General features: G+C 65.5%; 15 protein-coding genes. 6 read left to right on the top strand and 9 right to left on the bottom strand.

Features of this window, described 5'->3' with window-relative positions; translation table 11 throughout:
* Positions 1-154 precede the first annotated feature (154 nt).
* From AC1AZA_RS10715 to dnaE, 3 genes are all read right to left on the bottom strand, one after another.
* A complete protein-coding gene (locus AC1AZA_RS10715) occupies positions 155-424 on the bottom strand; it encodes a type II toxin-antitoxin system RelE family toxin (RefSeq protein ID WP_476514643.1) in 270 nt (89 codons plus the stop codon).
* The gene (locus tag AC1AZA_RS10720) at positions 408-647 is read right to left on the bottom strand and encodes a hypothetical protein (RefSeq protein ID WP_476514644.1); all 240 of its coding nucleotides are present in this window, start codon (positions 645-647) and stop codon (positions 408-410) included. The genes AC1AZA_RS10715 and AC1AZA_RS10720 overlap by 17 nt, the downstream gene beginning before the upstream one ends.
* 164 nt (positions 648-811) lie before the next feature.
* Entirely contained in the window at positions 812-4,366 is a 3,555-nt protein-coding gene (gene dnaE, locus AC1AZA_RS10725; RefSeq protein WP_476514645.1) for a DNA polymerase III subunit alpha, read from the bottom strand.
* Positions 4,367-4,504: 138 nt separating this feature from the next.
* Here dnaE and AC1AZA_RS10730 point away from each other — a divergent pair, with 138 nt between their 5' ends.
* Positions 4,505-6,100 carry an aminopeptidase P family protein gene (locus AC1AZA_RS10730; RefSeq protein WP_476514646.1) on the top strand — a complete coding sequence of 532 codons (1,596 nt, stop codon included), beginning with the start codon at positions 4,505-4,507 and terminating at the stop codon, positions 6,098-6,100.
* A 390-nt stretch (positions 6,101-6,490) separates the two neighbouring features.
* Positions 6,491-7,012, top strand: coding sequence for an NUDIX hydrolase (locus tag AC1AZA_RS10735; protein WP_476514647.1), 522 nt, complete (start codon positions 6,491-6,493; stop codon positions 7,010-7,012).
* 10 nt (positions 7,013-7,022) lie between these two features.
* On the opposite strand, the gene AC1AZA_RS10740 is transcribed toward AC1AZA_RS10735, so the two are convergent.
* Positions 7,023-8,246 (bottom strand): ROK family protein, encoded by a 1,224-nt coding sequence (locus tag AC1AZA_RS10740; RefSeq protein ID WP_476514648.1) that lies wholly within the window; start codon positions 8,244-8,246, stop codon positions 7,023-7,025.
* Positions 8,247-8,443: 197 nt separating this feature from the next.
* Here AC1AZA_RS10740 and AC1AZA_RS10745 point away from each other — a divergent pair, with 197 nt between their 5' ends.
* Both AC1AZA_RS10745 and AC1AZA_RS10750 read left to right on the top strand, forming a co-directional pair.
* Positions 8,444-10,033 (top strand): xylulokinase, encoded by a 1,590-nt coding sequence (locus AC1AZA_RS10745; RefSeq protein WP_476514649.1) that lies wholly within the window; start codon positions 8,444-8,446, stop codon positions 10,031-10,033.
* A 118-nt stretch (positions 10,034-10,151) separates the two neighbouring features.
* Positions 10,152-10,424 carry a hypothetical protein gene (locus AC1AZA_RS10750; protein ID WP_476514650.1) on the top strand — a complete coding sequence of 91 codons (273 nt, stop codon included), beginning with the start codon at positions 10,152-10,154 and terminating at the stop codon, positions 10,422-10,424.
* Between the two features lie 147 nt (positions 10,425-10,571).
* On the opposite strand, the gene AC1AZA_RS10755 is transcribed toward AC1AZA_RS10750, so the two are convergent.
* From AC1AZA_RS10755 to AC1AZA_RS10770, 4 genes are all read right to left on the bottom strand, one after another.
* Entirely contained in the window at positions 10,572-12,197 is a 1,626-nt protein-coding gene (locus tag AC1AZA_RS10755; RefSeq protein ID WP_476514651.1) for a glycoside hydrolase family 43 protein, read from the bottom strand.
* A 46-nt stretch (positions 12,198-12,243) separates the two neighbouring features.
* On the bottom strand, positions 12,244-13,011 hold the full coding sequence (locus AC1AZA_RS10760; protein WP_476514652.1) for an MIP/aquaporin family protein: 768 nt from the start codon (positions 13,009-13,011) through the stop codon (positions 12,244-12,246).
* Between the two features lie 92 nt (positions 13,012-13,103).
* Positions 13,104-14,741 carry a glycoside hydrolase family 43 protein gene (locus tag AC1AZA_RS10765; RefSeq protein ID WP_476514653.1) on the bottom strand — a complete coding sequence of 546 codons (1,638 nt, stop codon included), beginning with the start codon at positions 14,739-14,741 and terminating at the stop codon, positions 13,104-13,106.
* 58 nt (positions 14,742-14,799) lie between these two features.
* Complete coding sequence (locus AC1AZA_RS10770; protein WP_476514654.1) at positions 14,800-16,833, bottom strand: alpha-glucuronidase; 2,034 nt, start codon at positions 16,831-16,833, stop codon at positions 14,800-14,802.
* A 329-nt stretch (positions 16,834-17,162) separates the two neighbouring features.
* Here AC1AZA_RS10770 and AC1AZA_RS10775 point away from each other — a divergent pair, with 329 nt between their 5' ends.
* Complete coding sequence (locus AC1AZA_RS10775) at positions 17,163-18,182, top strand: LacI family DNA-binding transcriptional regulator (protein WP_476514655.1); 1,020 nt, start codon at positions 17,163-17,165, stop codon at positions 18,180-18,182.
* A 137-nt stretch (positions 18,183-18,319) separates the two neighbouring features.
* On the opposite strand, the gene AC1AZA_RS10780 is transcribed toward AC1AZA_RS10775, so the two are convergent.
* On the bottom strand, positions 18,320-19,663 hold the full coding sequence (locus tag AC1AZA_RS10780) for an ABC transporter substrate-binding protein (RefSeq protein ID WP_476514656.1): 1,344 nt from the start codon (positions 19,661-19,663) through the stop codon (positions 18,320-18,322).
* Between the two features lie 432 nt (positions 19,664-20,095).
* Here AC1AZA_RS10780 and AC1AZA_RS10785 point away from each other — a divergent pair, with 432 nt between their 5' ends.
* Complete coding sequence (locus AC1AZA_RS10785) at positions 20,096-20,506, top strand: PH domain-containing protein (protein WP_476514657.1); 411 nt, start codon at positions 20,096-20,098, stop codon at positions 20,504-20,506.
* The last annotated feature ends 262 nt before the right edge of the window (positions 20,507-20,768 follow it).

Here is a 20,768-nt window from a genome sequence, read left to right on the forward strand (position 1 = left end):
ACCACCAGCGCCGGCCACGGCCGCACCTCGCCAAGGCCAAAGCGAAGCACGCCCATCACAACCAACCCGGACACGACCACATCAACCCCTCACAAGGTTGACAAAAACATAGGAACACCCCCCCTGTCCCTCTTTGTTCCAAGGCCGATATGCTTCAGGATCGGTACACTTCCCGCCTGTGCATAACGCGGAACACCTCGACGGTGACCACGCCATCGTTCAGAAATGCGAGCACGCGCCAATCTCCGACGCGGTAACGCCACTCCCCCGAACGGTTCGCAGTCAGTCCCTTGCCATGTATGCGCGGATCATCGCAACCATCGATGTTCCTGCGCATCCAGTCGCGAACGCGTTTGCTGTCGGTCGGGTTCATCTTCCGAAGCTGCCTCACGGCTTCCTTGGAATATTCAACCTTCCACGCCATCGAGCATCCGATCTACCTGATCCGCCGTGTACCGTGTACCGTCGTCGTGTGCCATGGCATCACGGAGTGCGGCCAAATCGGCCGAATCCTCCTCATACATGTCCGCTTCAGCGGCGTATCCGTTCACCAGTCCGCGCAGCAGATCGACCAGTGTCGTTCCATGACGTTCCGCGGTGCGCTCCGCCTTCTCGAAAACGATCGGGTCGAAATCAACGGCAGTCATGCGAGCCTCCTTCGTCACAGTGAAGTCTACCGCACTGCATGCAGCTCGCGCCAGAGCCGATGACAAGGCATCTCACGCGGCGGGCAGACGAACGATCCAGCGGAACGTTCGTAGCCGTGCACGCGCACTGGCGTGCACGACGCAGAACACAGCCTGCCCGACGCTCATGCGGCGGGCAGACAACTCGGCCCGAAGATGATCTTGATCTCCGCGAACAGGGACGTGTCGCGCTTGACGCGGAACCGGTCGCCGAACGTGAGCACCTGCGCCCCTCCCCGATCGTCCATGACGGCCAGCTTGACCTCGCACACGCCGGGATGGTTTTGCAGCACCTGCCCGAGCTGGGTCATGTTGTCGCGGGCCAGCGCCACCTGCGGCAGCGTGATGACGAGCGGGCGTTCGTCCGCCGCCTCGAGCGTGGGCACCTGCATCTCCGTGGCCCGCAGGGAGACGGTTTCGTCGCGCTGCTCCACCTGCCCGCGGATCTGCACCACGGTGTCCACAGCCATCTCCGTGGCCGCCGCCTCGTACACTTTGCCGAAGAACATGCACTGGATGGAGCTTTCCATGTCCTCGATGGTCACGATGGCCCACGGATTGCCCTTCTTGGATACGCGCCGCTCCACGTTGGTGATGAGCCCGGCGAGCGTGACCTGCTGGCCGTCGGGCATGGTCCGCGCCCGGTCGATGAGGTGTGCGATGGACATCTCGCGCAGGCTCGCCAGCACCGACTGCATGCCGGAGAGCGGATGGTCGGACACGTACAGGCCCAACATCTCGCGCTCGAAGTTGAGCTTGGTCTTCTTGTCCCACTCCTCGATGTCCGGCACGCTGACCGCCACGTCGCCCATCGCCGTGGCGTCGGTGGAGCCGTCGTCGTCCGCAAACAGGTCGAACTGGCCCTCCGCCTGCTTGCGCTTGATGCTCACCACGGATTCGATGGCCGCCTCGTGGATGGTGAACAGGGCGCGGCGATTCGGGTCGATCGAGTCGAATGCGCCGGCCTTGATGAGCGATTCGACGAGCCTGCGGTTGAGCGCGGTGATCGGCACGCGGCGGATGAAGTCCATGAAGTTCACGTACTTGCCGCGCGGCCCCTCGCGCTCGGCGATGATGTCCGCCACGGCCTTCTCGCCCACGTTGCGGATCGCCCCCAGACCGAAGCGCACCACGTCCCCGACTGCCGCGTACTCGAACCGCGACTCGTTGACGTCCGGCGAGAGCACCTGGATGCCCATGCGCCGCGCCTCGCCCAGGTACAGGGCCGTCTTGTCCTTGTTGTCTCGGGTGCCCTGCAGCAGGGCCGCCATGAACTCCACCGGGTAGTGGGTCTTGAGGTACGCGGTCCAGTAGGAGATCAGCCCGTATGCGGCCGAATGCGCCTTGTTGAACGCGTAGCCGGAGAACGGCACCAGAATCTCCCAGATGGCGTTGGCCGCCTCCTCGGAATAGCCGTGCTCCTTCATGCCGGCGAAGAACGGCACCTTCTCCTTGGCCAGCACCTCCGGCTTCTTCTTGCCCATGGCTCGGCGCAGCACGTCGGCCTTGCCCAGCGAGTAGCCGGCCAGGATGCGCGCGGCGGACTGCACCTGCTCCTGATAGATGATCAGACCGTACGTCTCGTCGAGCACCTGCTTGAGCGGCTCGTCGAGCTCGGGATGGATCGGCTCGATCTTCTGCTGCCCGTTCTTGCGCTTGGCGTAGTTGAGGTGCGATTCCATCGACATCGGGCCCGGACGGTACAGGGCGATCAGTGCGGAGATGTCGTTGAAGTTGTCCGGCTTGAGCATCTTGAGCAGGGAGCGCATGCCATCGGAATCGAGCTGGAACACACCCAGCGTGTCGCCGCGCGAGAGCAGTTCGTAGGTGGCCTTGTCGTCCAGGGGGATCTTCGTGTAGTCGATCGCCTCCTTGCCGTTGTGCTTGATGTTCTCCAGCGTGTCGTGGATGACCGTCAAGTTGGAAAGCCCGAGGAAGTCCATCTTGACCAGTCCCAGCGTTTCGCACGTATGGTATTCGAACGTGGTGGTGATCGTGCCGTCGGTGCGTTCCAGCAGGGGCGAGGTGTCTGTGATGGGTGCGCTACCCATGATCGTCGCACACGCGTGCACGCCGGTCTGGCGGATCAGACCCTCGATGGTCTTCGCCTTGTCGATGATCTGATGGGCGTCCCGGTCGGACTCGTACAGTTCGCGGAACTCGCGAGCCTCGGCGTAGCGTTTGGACGTAGGGTCGAAGATCTCGCCCAGAGAGGCATCCTTGCCGTTCTTGCTCGGCGGCAGGGCCTTGGTGACGCGGTCGCCCATGGAGAACTCGTAGCCCATGATGCGCGCCGAGTCCTTGAGGGCCTGCTTGGTCTTGATCACGCCGTAGATCACGCACTGGGCCACCTTGTCGGTGCCGTACTTCTCGCCGCAGTAGCCGATCACGTCGAGGCGGCCCTCCGGGTCGAAGTCCACGTCGATATCCGGCAGGGAGACGCGCTCGGGATTGAGGAACCGCTCGAAGATCAGGCCGTGCTCCAGCGGATCGAGCTCGGTGATGCCCATCGCGTACGCCACCATGGAGCCTGCGGCCGAACCGCGTCCGGGGCCGACCATGATCCCGTGGTCCTTGGCCCACTGGATGTAGTCGGCCACCACGAGGAAGTAGCCGCAGAACTGCATCTGGCAGATCACGCCGCACTCGTAGTCGGCCTGCTTGAGCACCTTGGCGGGCGGGTTGCCGTCGTAACGCCGTTCCAGCCCCTCCTCCACCTTCTTGAGGAACAGCGAGGTCTCGTCCCAGCCTTCCGGGCAGGCGAACTGCGGCATGAACGCGCCGTCCTCGTGGTCGTCGAACATCACGTTGCAGCGTTCCGCGATCTCGATCGTGTTGTCGCATGCCTCGGGAAACTCACGGAACAGTTCGCGCATCTCCTCGGCCGTCTTGATGTAGTAGCCGGTGCCGTCGAACTTGAAGCGGTCGGGGTTGTCCAGCCGTTCGCCGGAGTTGATGCACAGCATCGCGTCCTGCGCCTCCGCGTCCTCGGCCTCCACGTAGTGGGAGTCGTTCGTGGCGAGCAGCGGGGCGTTGAGCTTCCTGGCGATCTCGAGCAGGCCGGGCACATTGCGCCGCTCGATCTCAAGGTTGTGGTCCATGAGCTCGATGAAGAAGTTGTCCCTGCCGAAGATGTCCTGCAGTTCGCCGGCGGCGCGCAGGGCCTCGTCGAACTGGCCCAGCGCGAGCCTGGTCTGGATGATGCCGGACGGGCAGCCGGAGCCGCAGATCACACCTTCGTGGTACGTGGACAGCACGTCCTTGTCCATACGCGGGTAGCGCATCACGCGGCCTTCGAGGTTGGCCACGGAGCTGGCCTTGAGCAGGTTGACCAGTCCCTTGTCGTTCTCCGCCCACAGGGTGAGGTGGGTGATGTAGCCGCCGCCGGAGACGTCGTCGCGCCGCTGGGCCTCGGTGCCCCAGTGCACGCGTGACTTGTCCTGGCGGGCGGTCTCCGGGGTCACGTACGCCTCGATGCCGATGATCGGCTTGACGCCGTTGGCCACGCAGTTGGTGTACATCTCGTACGCGCCGTGCATGTTGCCATGGTCGGTGATGCCCACGGCCGGCATACCCAGTTCCGCCACCTTCTTGGCGAGGTTCGGGATCTTCGAGGCGCCGTCGAGCAACGAGTAGTGCGTGTGGTTGTGCAGGTGCACGAAGTTCCCGGAATCAGTCATGGGGTCCACCATACCGCTAGGCCTCGGCGGGCCGGCCGGCCTTTCGCGCAACGCCAACGCACCCCGAACCAAATGCGCTCCGAGCCATTAGGATAGGCGTTGGCAATGGCAACCGTTCGCGAATCCAAAAGGAGTGTTATGGGTGACGTGGTGACCGAGAAGGACAAGGAATACGAAGCCGAGGAGGCCAGAAACGCCCCGGGCGACAACCAGCCGATGAAGGACCGGGTGAACAACCGCTCGCTGCGCCCGCTCGGTTCCGCGTTCCAGGACTTCATGAAGACCGGCTGGGACGCCTCCGAGCCGGACGTGGAGCGTCTGGAGTCCGCGAAGTTCATTCCCGCGCGCATCGCCGCGCTGGGTGCCGCGTTCCCCGGCGAGCGCATCGTGATCCCGGCCGGCCAGCCGAAGGTCCGCAACAACGACTGCGATTACATGTTCCGTCCGGACACCGCCTTCGCGTACTACACGGGTCTGGGCATGGACTATGAGGCGGGCGCCGTGCTGGTGCTCAACCCGGTCGACCCGGACTCCCCCGAGGCCAAGGCCGGCCGCACGCACGTGGCCGAGCTGTTCGTGGCCCCGCGCGCGGACTACCACACCGCCGACTTCTTCATGAACGCCCATTACGGCGAGTACTGGGTGGGCCCGCGCGCCGGCCTCAAGGAGCTGGCCGCCATGACTGGCCTCGAGACGCATGACATCGCGCAGCTGTCCGACGCGCTCGGCAAGGACGTGGGCGCGGAGGCCAGCGCGGTCCGCGTGCGCGTGGTGCGCGACACCGACCCGCAGGTCACCGCCATGGTGGAGGGCATGCGCGAAGCCAACGGCTTCCCCGATCCGGACGCCAACGCCGCCGCGGACGACAAGCTCAAGGAAGCCACCTCCGAGGCCCGCATGGTCAAGGACGCCTACGAGGTGGGCGAGATGCGCAAGGCGATCGCCGCCACCAAGCAGGGATTCGACCGTCTGCTGGAGAACCTGCCGGGCGCGCTGGACAAGCCGCGTTCCGAGCGCATTCTCGAGGGCGCGTTCAACGCCGTGTCCCGCGAGGTGGGCAACGCTGTGGGCTACGATTCGATCGTCGCCTCCGGCGCGCACGCCCCGATCCTGCACTGGATGCGCAACACCGGCGTGGTGCGCCGCGGCGACATGCTGCTTGTGGACGCCGGCGTGGAGGTCGATTCCCTGTACACCGCGGACATCACCCGCACGTTCCCGACCGACGGCAGGTTCACCGACTTCCAGAAGCGCCTGTACGAGGCCGTGCTCGACTCCCAGCAGGCCGGCTTCGAGGCCGCGAAGGTGGGCGCCACGTATTCGGACATCCACCACGCCTGCATGCGCGTGATCGCCGAGCGCCTGCACGAGTGGGGTCTGCTGCCGGTGAGCGTGGAGGAGTCGCTCTCCCCGGAGGGCCAGCAGCACCGCCGTTGGCTCGCCTGCGGCGTGGCGCACCATCTGGGTCTGGACGTGCACGACTGCGCGCAGGCCCGCTTCGAGGCCTATCAGGGGGCGAAGATCCGCCCGGGCATGATCTTCACCATCGAGCCCGGCCTGTACTTCCGCGACAACGACCTGCTCATCCCGCCGGAGTACCGCGGCATCGGCATTCGCATCGAGGACGATGTGCTCATGACCGAGCACGGCCCCGAATGGCTGTCCGCCGGCATTCCGAAGCAGCCCGCCGACGTGGAGGCGTGGATGGCCGACTGCGCGGCCAAGGCCCGCTGACCAAGAGGGGCTTCTCTCCGACGCGAGGGAAGCCCCTTTTCGCAAAAGACCGCCTGCAAGGTCGGTCGGAAAGGAACAGGAAAGGAACCATTATGCCAACCCCTGAATTCGTCCTCGAACTACGTAAGAAAATAGGCCAAGCCGAGCCGTAAAGGCGAAAGCCCGGTGGGCTTTCGATAGGCGAGGTGAGCGGTCGCCAAGACCGCGAAGGATCATGGCCACAAGTCGGAAAGGAACCATTATGCCAACCCCTGAATTCGTCCTCGAACTACGTAAGAAAATAGGCCAAGCCGAGCCGTAAAGGCGAAAGCCCGGTGGGCTTTCGACAGGCGAGGTGAGCGGTCGCCAAGACCGCGAAGGATCATGGCCACAAGTCGGAAAGGAACCATTATGCCAACCCCTGAATTCGTCCTCGAACTACGTAAGAAAATAGGCCATGATCTGCTCTGGCTCACCGGCGTGACCGGCTACGTGCGCGACGGAGAGGGCCGCGTGTTGCTCGGCCGCCGCTCCGACACCGGCGAGTGGGCGCTGATCTACGGCATCAACGAGCCCGGCGAGCAGCCGGCGGATACCGTGGTGCGCGAGATCAAGGAGGAGACCGGCGTGGATGCGCAGGTCACGGACCTCGTGGCGGTCGTCTCCTCGGACCGCGTGATCACGTACGCGAACGGCGACAACACCATGTACATGGACCATTCGTTCCTGTGCGAGCTCAGGGACGGCGGCAACGCGCAGCCGTTCGTGGGCGACGAGGAAAGTCTGTCCGTGGGCTGGTTCTCCCCCGACGATCTTCCCTCTCCGCTCGCGGCCAGCACGGTGGAGCGCATGGCGATCTTCCGCCGCTATCTGGAGAACAAGGCACGCGGCGACGCGCATGCGATCTTTGTGACCGAGGGGCGCATGGTCTGACGGCGAGCCGCTATGCGATGTAGGCGAGCGGGTTGTCGATGAATCGGCGCAGTCCCACCGCCGCCGCCCCACGCAGGGCCGGGCGGTCGCCCACGGGCGGCATGACCACCTGCATGGCGAGTTCCCGCCCGGCGAGCACCTGACCGGCCACGGCGGTGGTGAGCCGCGCGGTCAGATCGTTGCCGAACTGCTGCCAGAACCCGCCCAGGATCACGGTCTGCGCGTCCATGAGGTTGATGGTCGAGGAGATGGCCGAGCCGAGCGCCTCGACGGCCCGGTCGATGGCGGCCACCGCGGCCCGGTCCCCGTTGCGCCAGCGCTCGTACAGTTCGATGGCCGCCCCGGACCTTGCCGCCTCGGCCCCGGTCGCGATGCCCGCGGCTTCCACCATCGCCCGGCGTCCCGCGTACGCCTCGAGGCATCCGCGTCTGCCGCAGCGGCATGCGGGTCCGTCCAGACAGACGGACAGGTGGCCGATCTCCCCGCCGAACCCATGGTCGCCGGTCACCACGCGGCCGTCGCGCACCAGTGCTCCGCCGATGCCCACATCGGTGGAGACATACAGGAACGAGCCGCGCGCATCCACGGGTGAGGGCCGATCTTCACGGCAGGTGGCGTAGCCGGGAATCTGGGCGATTGCCGCCATGTTGGCTTCGTTGCCGGCAATCACGTTGAGTCGGCCGGTCAGATCGAACTCCTGCAGGTCCACCATGTCCCAGTCGAGGTTGGGTGCGGACAGCAGCCGCTGGTCATCGGTAACGAGTCCGGGCAGGGCCAGTCCGGTGCCGACCACGCGGTAGCCCAGTGTCCCGAGCTCGCGTTCGGTGGGACCGACGAGCGCGTCGAGCCGGTCGAAGGTCTCCTCGGGGCTGCATCCGTTGAGGTTGGCGGGCTCCCATTCCTGGGCCACCACCCTGCCGGTCAGGTCGAGCACGATGTACCCGTAGCCGTCGGTGTTGATCTGTAGGCCTATGCCGGCCCATGTGCCCGGTGCGATGGTCAGCGGCGTGGACGGTCTGCCGTAGGGGCTCTGCATGGCCGGGTCGCCTTCCTCCACCACGTGGGCGTCGATGAGCATGGATGCGAGCAGCGACATGGTGGCCTTGGTCAGTCCCGTGGCCTTGGCGAGCTCGGCGCGGCTCAGGGGCGAGTCGGATTGCAGGAGGGTGTCCAGCACCACGGACAGATTGTGGTTGCGCAGATCCTCCTGGTTGATGCGGCGTAGCGCGGCCATGGCCCCTCCCTTTGTCCATTTGGTTCGTTTCGTGCGGCGGCGCCGGTGTCGGCGGTGACACGCGGCTTGGTTCACTCGTTTCATGATAACGCGGTTTTCATGCTATAGTGACATTAGTTTATTCATCTAACATTTTGTCTGGCATGGTGCGCGCATTGCAGCGCGGCGGCAACGGCAACCAACGCAAGGAGGATGGCATGGCACGAGTACTGGTGGCGGGTGTGGATACCTCGACCCAATCGACCAAGGTGCGCGTCACCGACGCACTCACCGGAGAAACCGTGCGTTTCGGGCAGGCCAAGCACCCGGACGGCACCAGCGTGGACCCGAACGCATGGTGGGACGCCTTCCGGGCCGCGGCCGAACAGGCCGGCGGGCTGGACGACGTGAGCGCACTGGCCGTCGGCGGCCAGCAGCACGGCATGGTGCTGCTAGACCGCGCCGGCAGCGTGGTCCGCGACGCCCTGCTGTGGAACGACACGCGTTCCGCCCCGCAGGCCGCCGCGCTGATCGACTCGCTGGGCGCCGCCCCCGCCACGGCCGACGAAGCCGCTGCGGGCGTTGTGGACGGCACCGACGAGACCGCACGCAAGCTTCGCGGCAAGCAGCGCTGGGTGCGCGCGGTCGGCTCCTCCCCCGTCGCCTCCTACACACTCACCAAGGTGGCATGGACCGCCGAAGCCGAGCCGGAGAACGCCCGGCGCATCGCCGCGATCGCCCTGCCGCACGACTGGCTGAGCTGGCGCATCGCCGGGTTCGGCCCGGTCGAGGACGGCTCCGACGCCCGCTTGGACGCTCTGTTCACCGACCGTTCGGACGCCTCCGGCACCAGCTACTTCGACGCCGCCCGGAACGCCTACCGCCGCGACCTGCTGGCACTGGCCCTCGCCCCCGCCTACGGCGGCACCGGCTCCGTGGACTCGTACGGCACGGTCACCGCCCCCACCGAGGCCATCGCGGCCGCGGACCGCATCACGCTGCCCGCCGTGCTCGGCCCCCGCGAGGCGGCACCGGTCAAGGCCGATCCGGCGATCGCCGGCAAGGACGTGCCCGGCGGCTGCATCCTAGCCCCCGGCGGCGGCGACAACGCCATGGCCTCCCTGGGCCTCGGCATGGCCGTGGGCGACGTGTCGATCTCGCTGGGCACCTCCGGCGTGGCCGCCGCGATCGCGGAAAACCCCACCTACGACATGACCGGCGCTATCTCCGGATTCGCCGACTGCACCGGCCACTTCCTGCCGCTCGCCTGCACGATCAACGGCTCGCGCATCTCCGACGCCGCCCGTGCCGCACTGGGCGTGGACTACGACGAACTGGCCGCGCTGGCCGCGCAGTCCGAACCGGGCGCCGGCGGCATCACGCTCGTACCGTACTTCGACGGGGAGCGCACGCCGAACCGCCCGGACGCCACCGCCTCGCTCCACGGGATGACGCTGGCGAACACCACCAAGGCGAACATCGCCCGCGCATTCGTGGAGGGGCTGCTGTGCTCGCAGCGCGACTGTCTTGAGCTGGTGAAGCACCTCGGCGTGGACGTCAGGCGACTGCTGCTCATCGGCGGTGGCGCCAAGTCCACGGCCGTCCGCGCCTACGGGCCGGGCATTCTGGGGCAGAGCATCGATCTGCCGGCAACCGACGAATACGTGGCGATCGGCGCCGCCCGCCAGGCCGCATGGGTGTACTCCGGCGAGGCCGAGCCGCCAGCATGGCCGCTGACCATCGAGGAGACCCTCACCGGCGAACCGACGCCCGACGTGTACGCACAGTATGTGAAGTACCGCGGCTGAGCCGCATCCCGCTCGGCCGGGGCGGGGACACCACCGAACGCCACCCGCCCATGGCCGGCCGCATATTATCCCGTCATTCCCCAATCACATCACCGTTCAACGAAGAACAGGAGCCACCATGACCACCTTCGAAGCATCCGCCGCCATGACCGAACCCGGCGCCGGCCGCACCTCCGATCTCGCCTCCGCAGCTGAACGTCCGGGCACCGATGCGCACGGAACGCCCGTCGCGTTCCGTGCCACCGCATGCACCCTCGCCATCGTGCTGCTGCTGGCGACCATCATCGTGCTGGACGTCGCATGGCTCGCCATGAGCGCCGGAGCCGTGTTCGGTTCGTGCCTCACGGTGGCGTTGCTCGTCGCCGGGTATGGTTTCCGGTTCACACGTTGACGGCGCGTCCATCGTGTGAACTGCAAAACCTCACGCTTTCTTTCATGAACGAACATGGGGATCGCCGGAATTCCGGCGATCCCCATCGTCATATGAACATCCCGTCCGGTTCACACGATGAACGGCGATTCATCGCGTGAACCGGATTTACAGCTCCCGGTACTCAAAACCGGTGAATCGGGCCGGCGCGCGGTATCCGGAGAGGTCCACGCAGGCCAATCCCACGAACGCGCCGGTGAAGAACGCGCCCGTACGCCCCAGCACGTAGTCGTCGGACAGCTTGGCGGCGTCGTACTCGCCCGGCAGCGCGATCCACGTCTCATGGTCGAAGGACACCTCGTACACGTAGCTCGAGGTCCGCACACGCGTACGCAGCCAGACGCCCGCAGCATCGTCCGGCACCGGCACGGCGGCGCCGCCAAGGTCGGTGCAGTCGCCGAAGTCGTTCTGCGCGGCACCCACCACGCGGCATCCGCGCCGCTCGTCCCAGGTCACGTACGCCCAGCTCCACGAGCCGTCGCAGTAATAGTTCGTCAGGCCTGCCATCTGCATGTAGTTGGCCGGGTCGAACTCCACGCGCACCTCGGCGTCGAAGTCGAACGCCTGCCAGCGGCGGGCCACGAGGGACAGGTCGAACAGGTTGCACAGCGAACCCTGACCGTACAGGGTGAGCGCCCCACCGCCGATGGAGCCCATGACCGGCGAGAACGGTACGCGCAGCGTATTCCAGTCGGGGCCGAGCGTGTCCGCGTCGAAGTCGTCGCGCCGGCTGTGATCCGCCGGCGTCTCGGGAACATCGGGATTCGCGGGGGCATCCTTGGGTGCCAGCACCACGCGCGTACCGCCGTGCCCGCCCACGATGCGCGGCCATCCGTCGACCCACTCCACCTTCTGGATGGACGTCTCACGCCCGAGCGTGCACCAGCCGCGGCACCCGTTGAACGATTCGTCGTCGTGCCGCCATGGCCGCCCGCACAGCGAGGCGTAGTACCACTCCCCCGAGGGAGTGTCCACCAGCGAGCCGTGCCCCTGCTTCTGCAGGTAGGTGCGCGGGGTGTCGAAGTTGGTGATGAACGGGTTGACCGGGCTGGCCTCGAAGCTCAGCGCGTCGAGCGTGCGCGAGCGGGCCACGGATTCCTGATGCTCGTAGGAGGTGCCGCCCTCCGCACAGAACAGGTAGTACCAGCCGTTGATCTTGTAGAGATGCGGCCCCTCCACCACCTTGACGTCGGTGCCCTGCCAGATGGTGCGCATCGTTTCGGGCTTCAGGCGCATGGTGGCCGTGTCGAATTCGGTCAGGGTGATGCCGTTGAAGCGGTGGTGGCCGCCGCGGAAGTCCCAGGTCTGTTGCACGAGGTATTTGCGCCCGTCGTCGTCATGGAACAGCGAGGAGTCGAAGCCCACGCCGTTGATGCGGATCGGATCGGACCATTCGCCGTGAATGTCCTCGGTGGTCACGAGATAGTTGGTACAGTCCTTGAACGCGCCGGTGACGACCTTCACGTCCGTGTAGACGAGCCAGAATCTGCCGTCCGCGTAGGACAGGTCCGGCGCCCAGATGCCGCCGGAGGAGGGATTGCCGCGCATGTCGAGCTGCGAGGTGCGCGTCAGGGCGCAGCCTACGTAGTTCCAGTGCGCAAGGTCCTTCGACTCGTGGATGCGCACGCCCGGCCACCATTCGAAGGTGGAGTTGGCCAAATAGTACGTGTCCCCAACGCGGATCATGGACGGGTCCGGGTGGAAGCCCGGCAGGACGGGGTTGTGGATCTGCATGGATGAGCTCCTTTGCTGCAAAGTGGGAATAACGGGAAAAATATGGTCAGGCGATGAGGCCAAGTGCAAGGGGAATCAGCACGCCGAGCGCGCCGCCGATCAGCGGGCCGACGAACGCAACCCACGCGTAGCCCCAGTCGGAGTCGCCCTTGCCCTTGATGGGCAGGACGAAGTGGGCGAGACGGGGAGAAAAGTCACGGGCGGGGTTCAGCGCCGCGCCGGAGACGCCGCCCAGACCCATGACGAGCACGGTGATCACGAGCGCGACGCCGAGCGGCCCGACCTCGGTGGGCGTGCCGCCGTTGACGAGCACCCAGCACACCAGCACAAACGTGGCGATGATCTCGGAGACCACGTTCCACAGCGGCGACTTGATGGGCGCCTTGGTGCAGAAGATGGTGAGCTTGGAGTCCGTGGGCGCCGGTTCGTCAAAGTGTTTGCGGATGGACGCCCAGCCAAGGCACGCGCCGACGAAGCAGCCAATGAACTGCGCGACGATGTAGACGACGATCGCCGCCGCGGTGACCGGCACGCCGCCGTCGTCCAGTGGCTTGCCGTTCAGGGTGACGCTCGGATCGAACTGGTGAAGCAGCGCGCGCGCGAGCGTGATGATGGGGTTGAGATGAGCGCCCGAAGGCCATCCGACGTACACGGCGATATAGACCGCCAGACCCCAGCCGAGTGACGCATTGATCCAATCACCACCGAACGCGCCTGTCTTCGGTAACACACGGCTGCCGCACACCATGACCGCCACGGTGATCATCATGCAGCTTCCGAGGAGTTCAGATCCAAACACCGTCCATAGACTCATGTTGTAACTTCCGCTTTCTTGTTGTGTCCGTGAGTCCCGAACGTTCAAGCGTCCGGGACTCGTCAATTGTCTGCCGACGTGGCTGCGGCAGCTCAGTCCAGTTCCTTGTAGTCGAAGTAATCGAATTCGGCGGTTTCGCCGTAGCCCGAATAGTCCACGGCGGCGAGTCCCACGAACGCGCCGGTGAAGTAGCCGTCGAGCTTCTCGAACACGTAGTCGTCGGAGAGAATCTTCGCGTCGAGCGTGACGGGGATGGGGGTCCACCGCTCGCCGTCGAACGAGTACTCGTACGTGTAGGTGGAGGTCCGCACGCGGGTGCGCAACCATACGTCGCAGCCATCCGGCACGGCGATGGCGTTGTCCTTGAGGAACGACGTGTAGGCGTTGCGATCGGACTGCGCCACTTCGATCACGCGCGTGCGGCGCCTCTCGTCCCAGGTCACGAACGCCCAGCTCCAGTTGGCGTCGCTGTAGTAGTTCGTGAGCCCGGCCATGGCCTGGTAGGTGTGCGGGTCGAAGCGCACGCGAGTTTCGGCGTCGAAGTCGAACGCCTGCCAGCGACGGGCCACGAGGGACAGATCGAACAGGTTGTGCAGCGAGCCCTGGCCGATGAGCCTGAGCGATCCACCGCCCACGGAGCCCATGACCGGCGAGAACGGCACGCGCAGCGTGTTCCAGTCATGGCCGAGCGTGTCCGCCTCGAACTCGTCGTGCTGACTGCGGCCCGCGGGTGCGGCGGGGACGTCCGTCTCGGTACCGGGCGCATCCGCCGGCGCGGGCACGTCGAGCAGTCCGCCGTGCCCGCCCACGATGTGCGGCCAGCCGTCGGCGTCCCACTCCACCTTCTGGATGGACGTTTCGCGCCCGAGCGTGCACCAGCCGCGCGGCCCCACCACGGATTCGGTCTCGTGGTGCCAGGGACGCCCGCACAGCGAGGCGTAGTACCACTCCCCCGCGGGCGTGGACACCAGCGAGCCGTGGCCCTGCTTCTGCAGCGGGGAGCGCGGGGTGTCGTAGTTGCCGAGGAACGGTTCGTCGCCGGGCATGGTCTCGAAGCTCAGCGCGTCGAGCGTGCGCGAACGGGCCACGGTTTCCTGATGGAGGAACGTGGTGCCGCCTTCGGCGCAGAACAGGTAGTACCAGCCGTCGATCTTGTAGATGTGCGGCCCTTCGGTGAGCTTCACGTCGGTGCCGGCCCAGATGGTGCGCGCGGTTTCGGGTTTCAGGCGCATGGTCTCGGTGTCGAGCTCGGTCAGGGTGATGCCATCGAACCGGTGATGGTATTCGCGGTGGTCCCAGGTCTGCTGCACGAGGTACTTGCGTCCGTCGTCGTCATGGAACAGCGAGGCATCGAAGCCTACGTAGTTGAGCTTGACGGGGTCGGCCCACGGCCCGTGGATGCTGTCGGACCACGTGAGGTAGTTGGTGCCGTCCTTGAAGATGCCGGTCACCATCTTCATGTCCGAGTAGACGAGCCAGAACTTGCCGTCCGCGTAGGACAGGTCCGGCGCCCACACGCCGCCGGAGGACGGGTCGCCGCGCAGATCGGCCTGACGGGTTTCGGTCAGCGCGTAGCCGGTGAACGTCCAGTGCGCGAGGTCCTTCGACTCGTGGATGCGCACGCCCGGCCACCACTCGAAGGTGGAACTGGCGATGTAGTAGGTGTCCCCCACGCGGATCATGGACGGGTCCGGGTGGAAGCCCGGAAGAACGGGGTTGTGGATCTGCATCGTTGCTGGTCTCCTCTGGTGTCTGTGTCTATGTCTGTATGGTCGCGCACGCGTAGGCTCACGCGTAGATGGTGCGGCCGTGCTCGTCGGGGATGCCGCTCATGCGGTGGAAGTAGGTGTTGACTTGGTCGCGCCATGCGATGGCGTTCTCCCGCTGGCGTTGGAGGCGTTCGGCCACGTTGGCCCAGTCGGTCTCGTCGATCGCACCGCGCACGGAATTCCATGCTTCGATGTATTCGTCCACCGCGGCGGCACCGGCGAAGTGCGTGTCGTAGATGTGCTGGATGACGCTCTTGCCGCTCCTGAGCACGTGGGAGTAGGGCACGTGGTGGAAGAACAGGAGCAGTTCGTCCGGGCAGGTCTCGAGGCTCTCGTACATGGCCGCGTTGGCAGGACGGTACTGGGCGGTGTACCCGGAGCCAGTGGCCACCGTGCGGTCCACGCCCACGCCGTCGCGGTCGGCGAAGTGGTAGGTGCCCCAGCGGTCGTATTCGTAGCCGTTGACGGAGACGCCGTAGTGCACGCCGGGCACCACCATGAAGCCCACGCCGAGGGGTGCGCAGTAGTTCTCGTAGGTGCGGTTCGAGTCGAGCATGATGCCGCGGATCACCGCGGTGGCCGCCTCGCCGGTCCCGGGGAAGGTCATGGCGAGCCATTCGTCGAGGATCGTCTCAGCGGTGGCCTCGCCGTCCCAGCACATGCGGCCGAAGCCGTACAGGTTGGCCTGGGCGAGCTTGTTGCCGGTCCAGTTGGCGTCCATGCCCACGTTGGCCACGCCCGCGTAGCCGCAGCGGCGCGGATCGGGGCTCAGCTTCGGCACGATCGCCTTGACGCGGCCGTCGCCGCCGGTGAGTTCCTCGGGCGCCTTGGTGTCGAAGTTCGTCATTGCCAGCCACTGCGGCAGTACGTAGTTCACGTCGATCTGGTGGCCCAAATATTCGGCGGTGATCTGGAACTCGACCATGAGGTTGGTGTGCTCGAGCGTGCCAATGAGCGGGGTGAGCGGCTCGCGCACCTGGAAGTCCATGGGCCCGAACTTCACCTGAAGCACGACGTTGTCCGCGAACTGGCCGTCGAGCGGCATGAAGTTCTCGAACGCAGCCTTGGCGCGGTCGGTGCTGCGGTCGCGCCAGTCCTGCAGGCAGTTGTATACGAAGGCGCGCCAGATCACGATGCCGCCGTGGCGTCCCATCGGCTCGGCGAGCATGTTCGCGCCGTCCTTGTGGTCGCGGCCGTACTGCATGGGCCCGGGTTCGCCTTCCGCGTCGGCCTTGACGAGGAAACCGCCGAAGTCGGGGATGGCCTCGTAGATGCCGTCGATGATCTGCGCCCACCAGACGCGCACGGCCGGGTCGAGCGGGTCCGCGGTGGCCAGTCCTCCGAGCTTCTTGGGGGCCGCGAAGTTGATGGCGAGGAACAGCTTGATGCCGAATCCGGAGAAGATGCGCGCGATCTGCGCCACGCGGCCGAGCAGCGGCTGGACCATGAGTTCGGCGGCGCGTCCGCGCACGTTGACGTTGTTGAGCGCCAGGGCGTTGATACCCACGGAGGCGAGCATGCGAGCGTAGGCCTCGATGCGCGCCATGTCCCCGCGGAACGGGTCGGCGCCGGGACGCGCCGGGAAGTACCGGTAGTCGATGTGCTCGTTGGAGTCGAGGTCGCCGAAGAAGATCGATTCGCCGGCGTATCCGCGTTCCACGGAACCGTCCACCTGATCCCAGTGGTCGATCATGCGCAGGGACTGCTGCGGGGCGGATGCGTAGTCGGCGCAGCTCTGCCCGGCGGCGGTGCGGCGTACCCACGCGTACAGGCCGTAGAGCACGGCTGCGGCGGTGTTGCCTTCGATGACGGTGTGCGTTCCGTCCGCGCGGATGCGGAAGGCGTCGTCGCAGGCGAATTCGGTGCGCCCGATCGACAGGATCACGTCCGCCTTCTGCCGGTCGCCCACGAGCGGACGGCCGAACGTTTCGACGATCTCCCGGCGCAGGCGCAGCGAGACGGCGGTCTCCCCGCCCGCGTTGTCCACGTAAAAGACATGGGTTCCGGCCGTGGCCCTGATGACCGGTTCGGTGAGCCACATTGCGTCAGCCATTGGCAAGCCTTTCCTTTGGAATGCATGCATGCATACCCGTCCGTTCGCCGCGTTCGGATGCCGCGCCGCCTTGCGCGCCCCGAAACACGTCTGAATATTTTCGATTTATATTTCGTAATTTTATGATCGATCGTCCGCAATGTCAATCGCCAAGCGCCAGCGCGTCGCCCAGCCTGTGAACATGCAAACCCAAGGAATCGCGGCAATCCGAGCCGCATCGACGACCCCCGCCGTCCATCTTCACGGAAACGGAAAGTCCCCATCCCATCGTTCTGAAAGTTTCGATATACTGAAGTAAAACCTGAATCATCACGCAAAGGGGCTTTCCCATGGCAATCCAACGCGAAGCGAAGATGGCGGACATCGCCAGGGAGGCGGGCGTCTCCATCGCCACGGTCTCCAAGGTCGTCAACGGGCGCAGCGATGTCGCCGCGAAGACTCGCGCCAAGGTGGAGTCCCTGCTGCGCAAGTACGACTACCGCAAGCCATTGGTCAGGAACGCCACGAGCAACTGCATCGAGGTGATCCTGGAGCGCATCGACAGCGTCTGGACGCTCGAGATCCTGCAGGGCGTGGGCGACGCCGCCCGGCGTCACGGCCTGAGCGTTACCCTCACCCTTACCGGGGAGGGCGACGGCGAGCGTGACGGCGGGGGCCACGATTGGATCCAGGGCACGCTGGAGCGCCGACCCGTCGGTGTGGTGTTCGTACTGCTGGACGGCACCGAGCAGGACAGGCGCCTTCTCGACTCGCGCAAGATCCCCTCCGTGACCGTCGATTCGCGCGGGGATGCAGCCCCGGACAGCGTCTCCATACGCGCGGACAACTGGACCGGCGGCACCTTGGCGGCCAAGCATCTGATCGCGCTGGGCCACACGCGCATCGGCGTGGTGACCGGCCCGGAGAACATGACCTGCTCGCGCGCCCGCTTCGACGGCTTCAGTTCCACGCTCGCCGCGGCGGGCATCGAACTCGACCCGTCGCTGGTGCTCGCCGGCGAGTACACCGTCGAATCCGGGCAGGAGCGGGCGCGCGCCCTGCTGGATCGCCTGGACCGTCCCACCGCCATCTTCGTCGGGGACGACCTGCAGGCCATGGGCCTGTACGAGACCGCCCGACAGCTCGGGCTCGCCATCCCGGACGACGTATCCGTGATCGGCTTCGACGACATCCGCACCTCGCAGTACCTCGGTCCGGCCCTGACCACCGTCGCCCAGCCGATCCAGCGCATGGCGCAGGAGGCCGTCGAGCTGGTGCTCGCACTCGGCGACGGCGGAGAGGTGCCGAGCGAGACGGTGATGCCGACCAAGCTCATAGTGCGAAGCAGCACCGCGTCTCCCCTCCGCTGAGCGACGGCGATCGCGCATCGCCGAACGTTCCGAGCCGCACGGATCCGCAGCGGCAACGCGGGACAGCCCCGGACTCCCTTGCGGGAATCCGGGGCCGTCCCCAGGCGGACCACGTGCGACTTACGTCGGCCGCACACTCACTGCGCCTGATCGATCTCCGACTGCAGCTCGGCGATGAACTCGTCGGCCGCCTTGTCCACAGTGGACCGCTCGAAGACGACGTCCTGCAGCTTGCGCAGAAGCAGGTTCGCGGAGCCGCCGCCGCCGGCCGGGGTCGGATCCGGGGTGTCGCCGGAAATCTCGGCCATCTGGTCGACGTAGTCGTACAGCTGCTTGTCAAGCGCGGACGCATTGGAGGAGAGTTCGGCGCGGATCTTGTTGTTGGCCGGGATGCCACGGTCGGTGCCGAACTCCTTGCCGGTCTCCTCGTCGTTGATGAGGAAGTCGATGAGCTTGGCCGCCTCGGCCGGGTGCTCGGTCTTGGAGGAGATGGCCCAGTACATGCCGACCTTCATGTAGTAGTAGTCGGAGGTACCACCCTCGGTGACGGGCATCGGCAGGAGCTTGACGTTTTCGGTGTTCAGCGCCTTGGAGTACTGAGCCAGCTGGGAGGTCAGAGCGCCGGAGCCGAAGGAGAACGCCTGGGTGCCCTTGGCCATGTCGGTATCCTGGATGTTGGAGTTGACGGCGGAGAACTGCTCGCTCCACTTGTCGGTGCTGCCGGCGATCGGGTTGGAGCCGTGGGTCCAGTCGTACGCCTTCTGCATGTACTCCTTGAGCAGCTCCTTGTCCACGGAGACCTTGTTGCCTTCGAACATGGTGCGCTTGCCGTGCTGGCGCTGCCACAGCTGGTAGTCGTAGCCGCCGAAGGTGGGCTGCGTGCCGGTGTACTTGCCACCGGACTTCTCGACGACCTGCTTGCACAGATCCTCGAACTCCTCCCAAGTCCACTTGGAGGTGTCCGGCAGCTCGATGCCCAGCTCGTCGAGGATGTCCATGTTGGCGATCACACCGATCAGCGTGACGCTGACCTCGGCCGCGTACTGGGTGCCGTCGATCTGGCCGGCCTTCTTGTTGGCCTCGTTGAGGTTGCTCAGGTCGAGGTAGTCGGAGACCTTGCTCATATCATAGAAAGCACCCTGGGATGCGTAGGAGGAGAAGTAGCTCTCGTCCATCTGCATCACGTCGGGGGCGTCGCCGCCGGCGATGGAGGTGGAGAGCTTGTCCCAATAGCCACCCCAATCAGAATAAATGGTCTGGACGTGGATGTTCGGGTTCGCCTTTTCGAAGCGATCCACGGCCGCCTCGGTGAGCTTGACGCGGCCGTCGGAGCCCCACCAGTTGAGCGTAATGGTCACGTCGCCTTCGCTGAGCTTGGCCTCGGCCTCGCCATCATTTCCGCCTGCGCCGCAGCCGGAAAGCGACATGGCGATCGCAGCGGTCGCCGCCAGCGCCGCAACTCCATGCTTCTTGAATGTCATTCTTGACCCTTTCCTTGTGTGCACCCGCGGGGCTGCCTTGCCCCGCGGCCGCTGTTCCTTTGCCGTTAGAGGGAACGTGGATCGATGATGTACGGAAGTGCGAAACTTTCGTTTTCTTTATCGATGGTTTTATACTAAGTTAAACAGTCTAACTTGTCAAATCCCGAAGATTGCGACACGCCAGAAGTCCTTCTCCCTCTGCGTCAGATCGGTCAAAACCGTTGCAATCTGCCGGATTTCGGCTATGTATCGACCAGTACTTCCATTTCGCATGCATCAGGCGGCCATACGCGCCGAAACTTTCGAACAGCTACGGTCACAGCGGAACAACATCGCACACGCTCGGGCAGGACATCCTCCACGGACGGCACCAACCGATATGCTGAAGAAACTACAAAGCCCGACGACGGTCGTCGGGAAGGAAGGGGCAACATGATCGACTTCAGCGTCGCTTCGTTCACCAAGGTGGACAACGCCGATCCCGGAGATGCCGATGCGCTGCTCGACGGGCTGCTGCTCGACGGCGAAACGGTCCACGCCGCGTTTAAAGGGGCGAAAAACTTCTGGGCAGTGTTCACCGATCGGCGCATCATCGCCGTGACCGCACAGGGCATCACCGGCAAGAGGCGGGATTACACGACCCTGCCGTATTCGGGCATCCGTCTGGCCAGCGTCGACACGGCCAACGGTTTCGACGCGGATGCAAGAATGGATCTGTGGTTCGGTGATCCGGGAATCAACGCCCAGGCCGGACTGGCCATGCCGTGCAGGATCCATCTGGAATTCGTATCCGGCGTTGACGTGCGCGGTCTCGAGCGGTTCGTCGTCGGCAGGATGCTGTAACGCTTCGGCGCGCCCGGGAATCCGGCCGGCCGTTGCCCTGCGGTTTTCCGCCGTTCGGCAACACAAGTGCGGGCAACACAAAGGGGCGTCCCCTCCCTGCGAAGGAAGGAGACGCCCTGAAGTCGGTCCGCTTGGTGTTTACTTGCCGCCGGTGGTGGCGATGCCTTCGACGAGGTATTTCTGGCCGAAGCAGAACACGATGAACAACGGGATGATCGACAGCACGCTCATCGCGAACATCGGACCATAGGAGGACTGGGAC

The organism is Bifidobacterium sp. LH_389 (assembly GCF_056357235.1).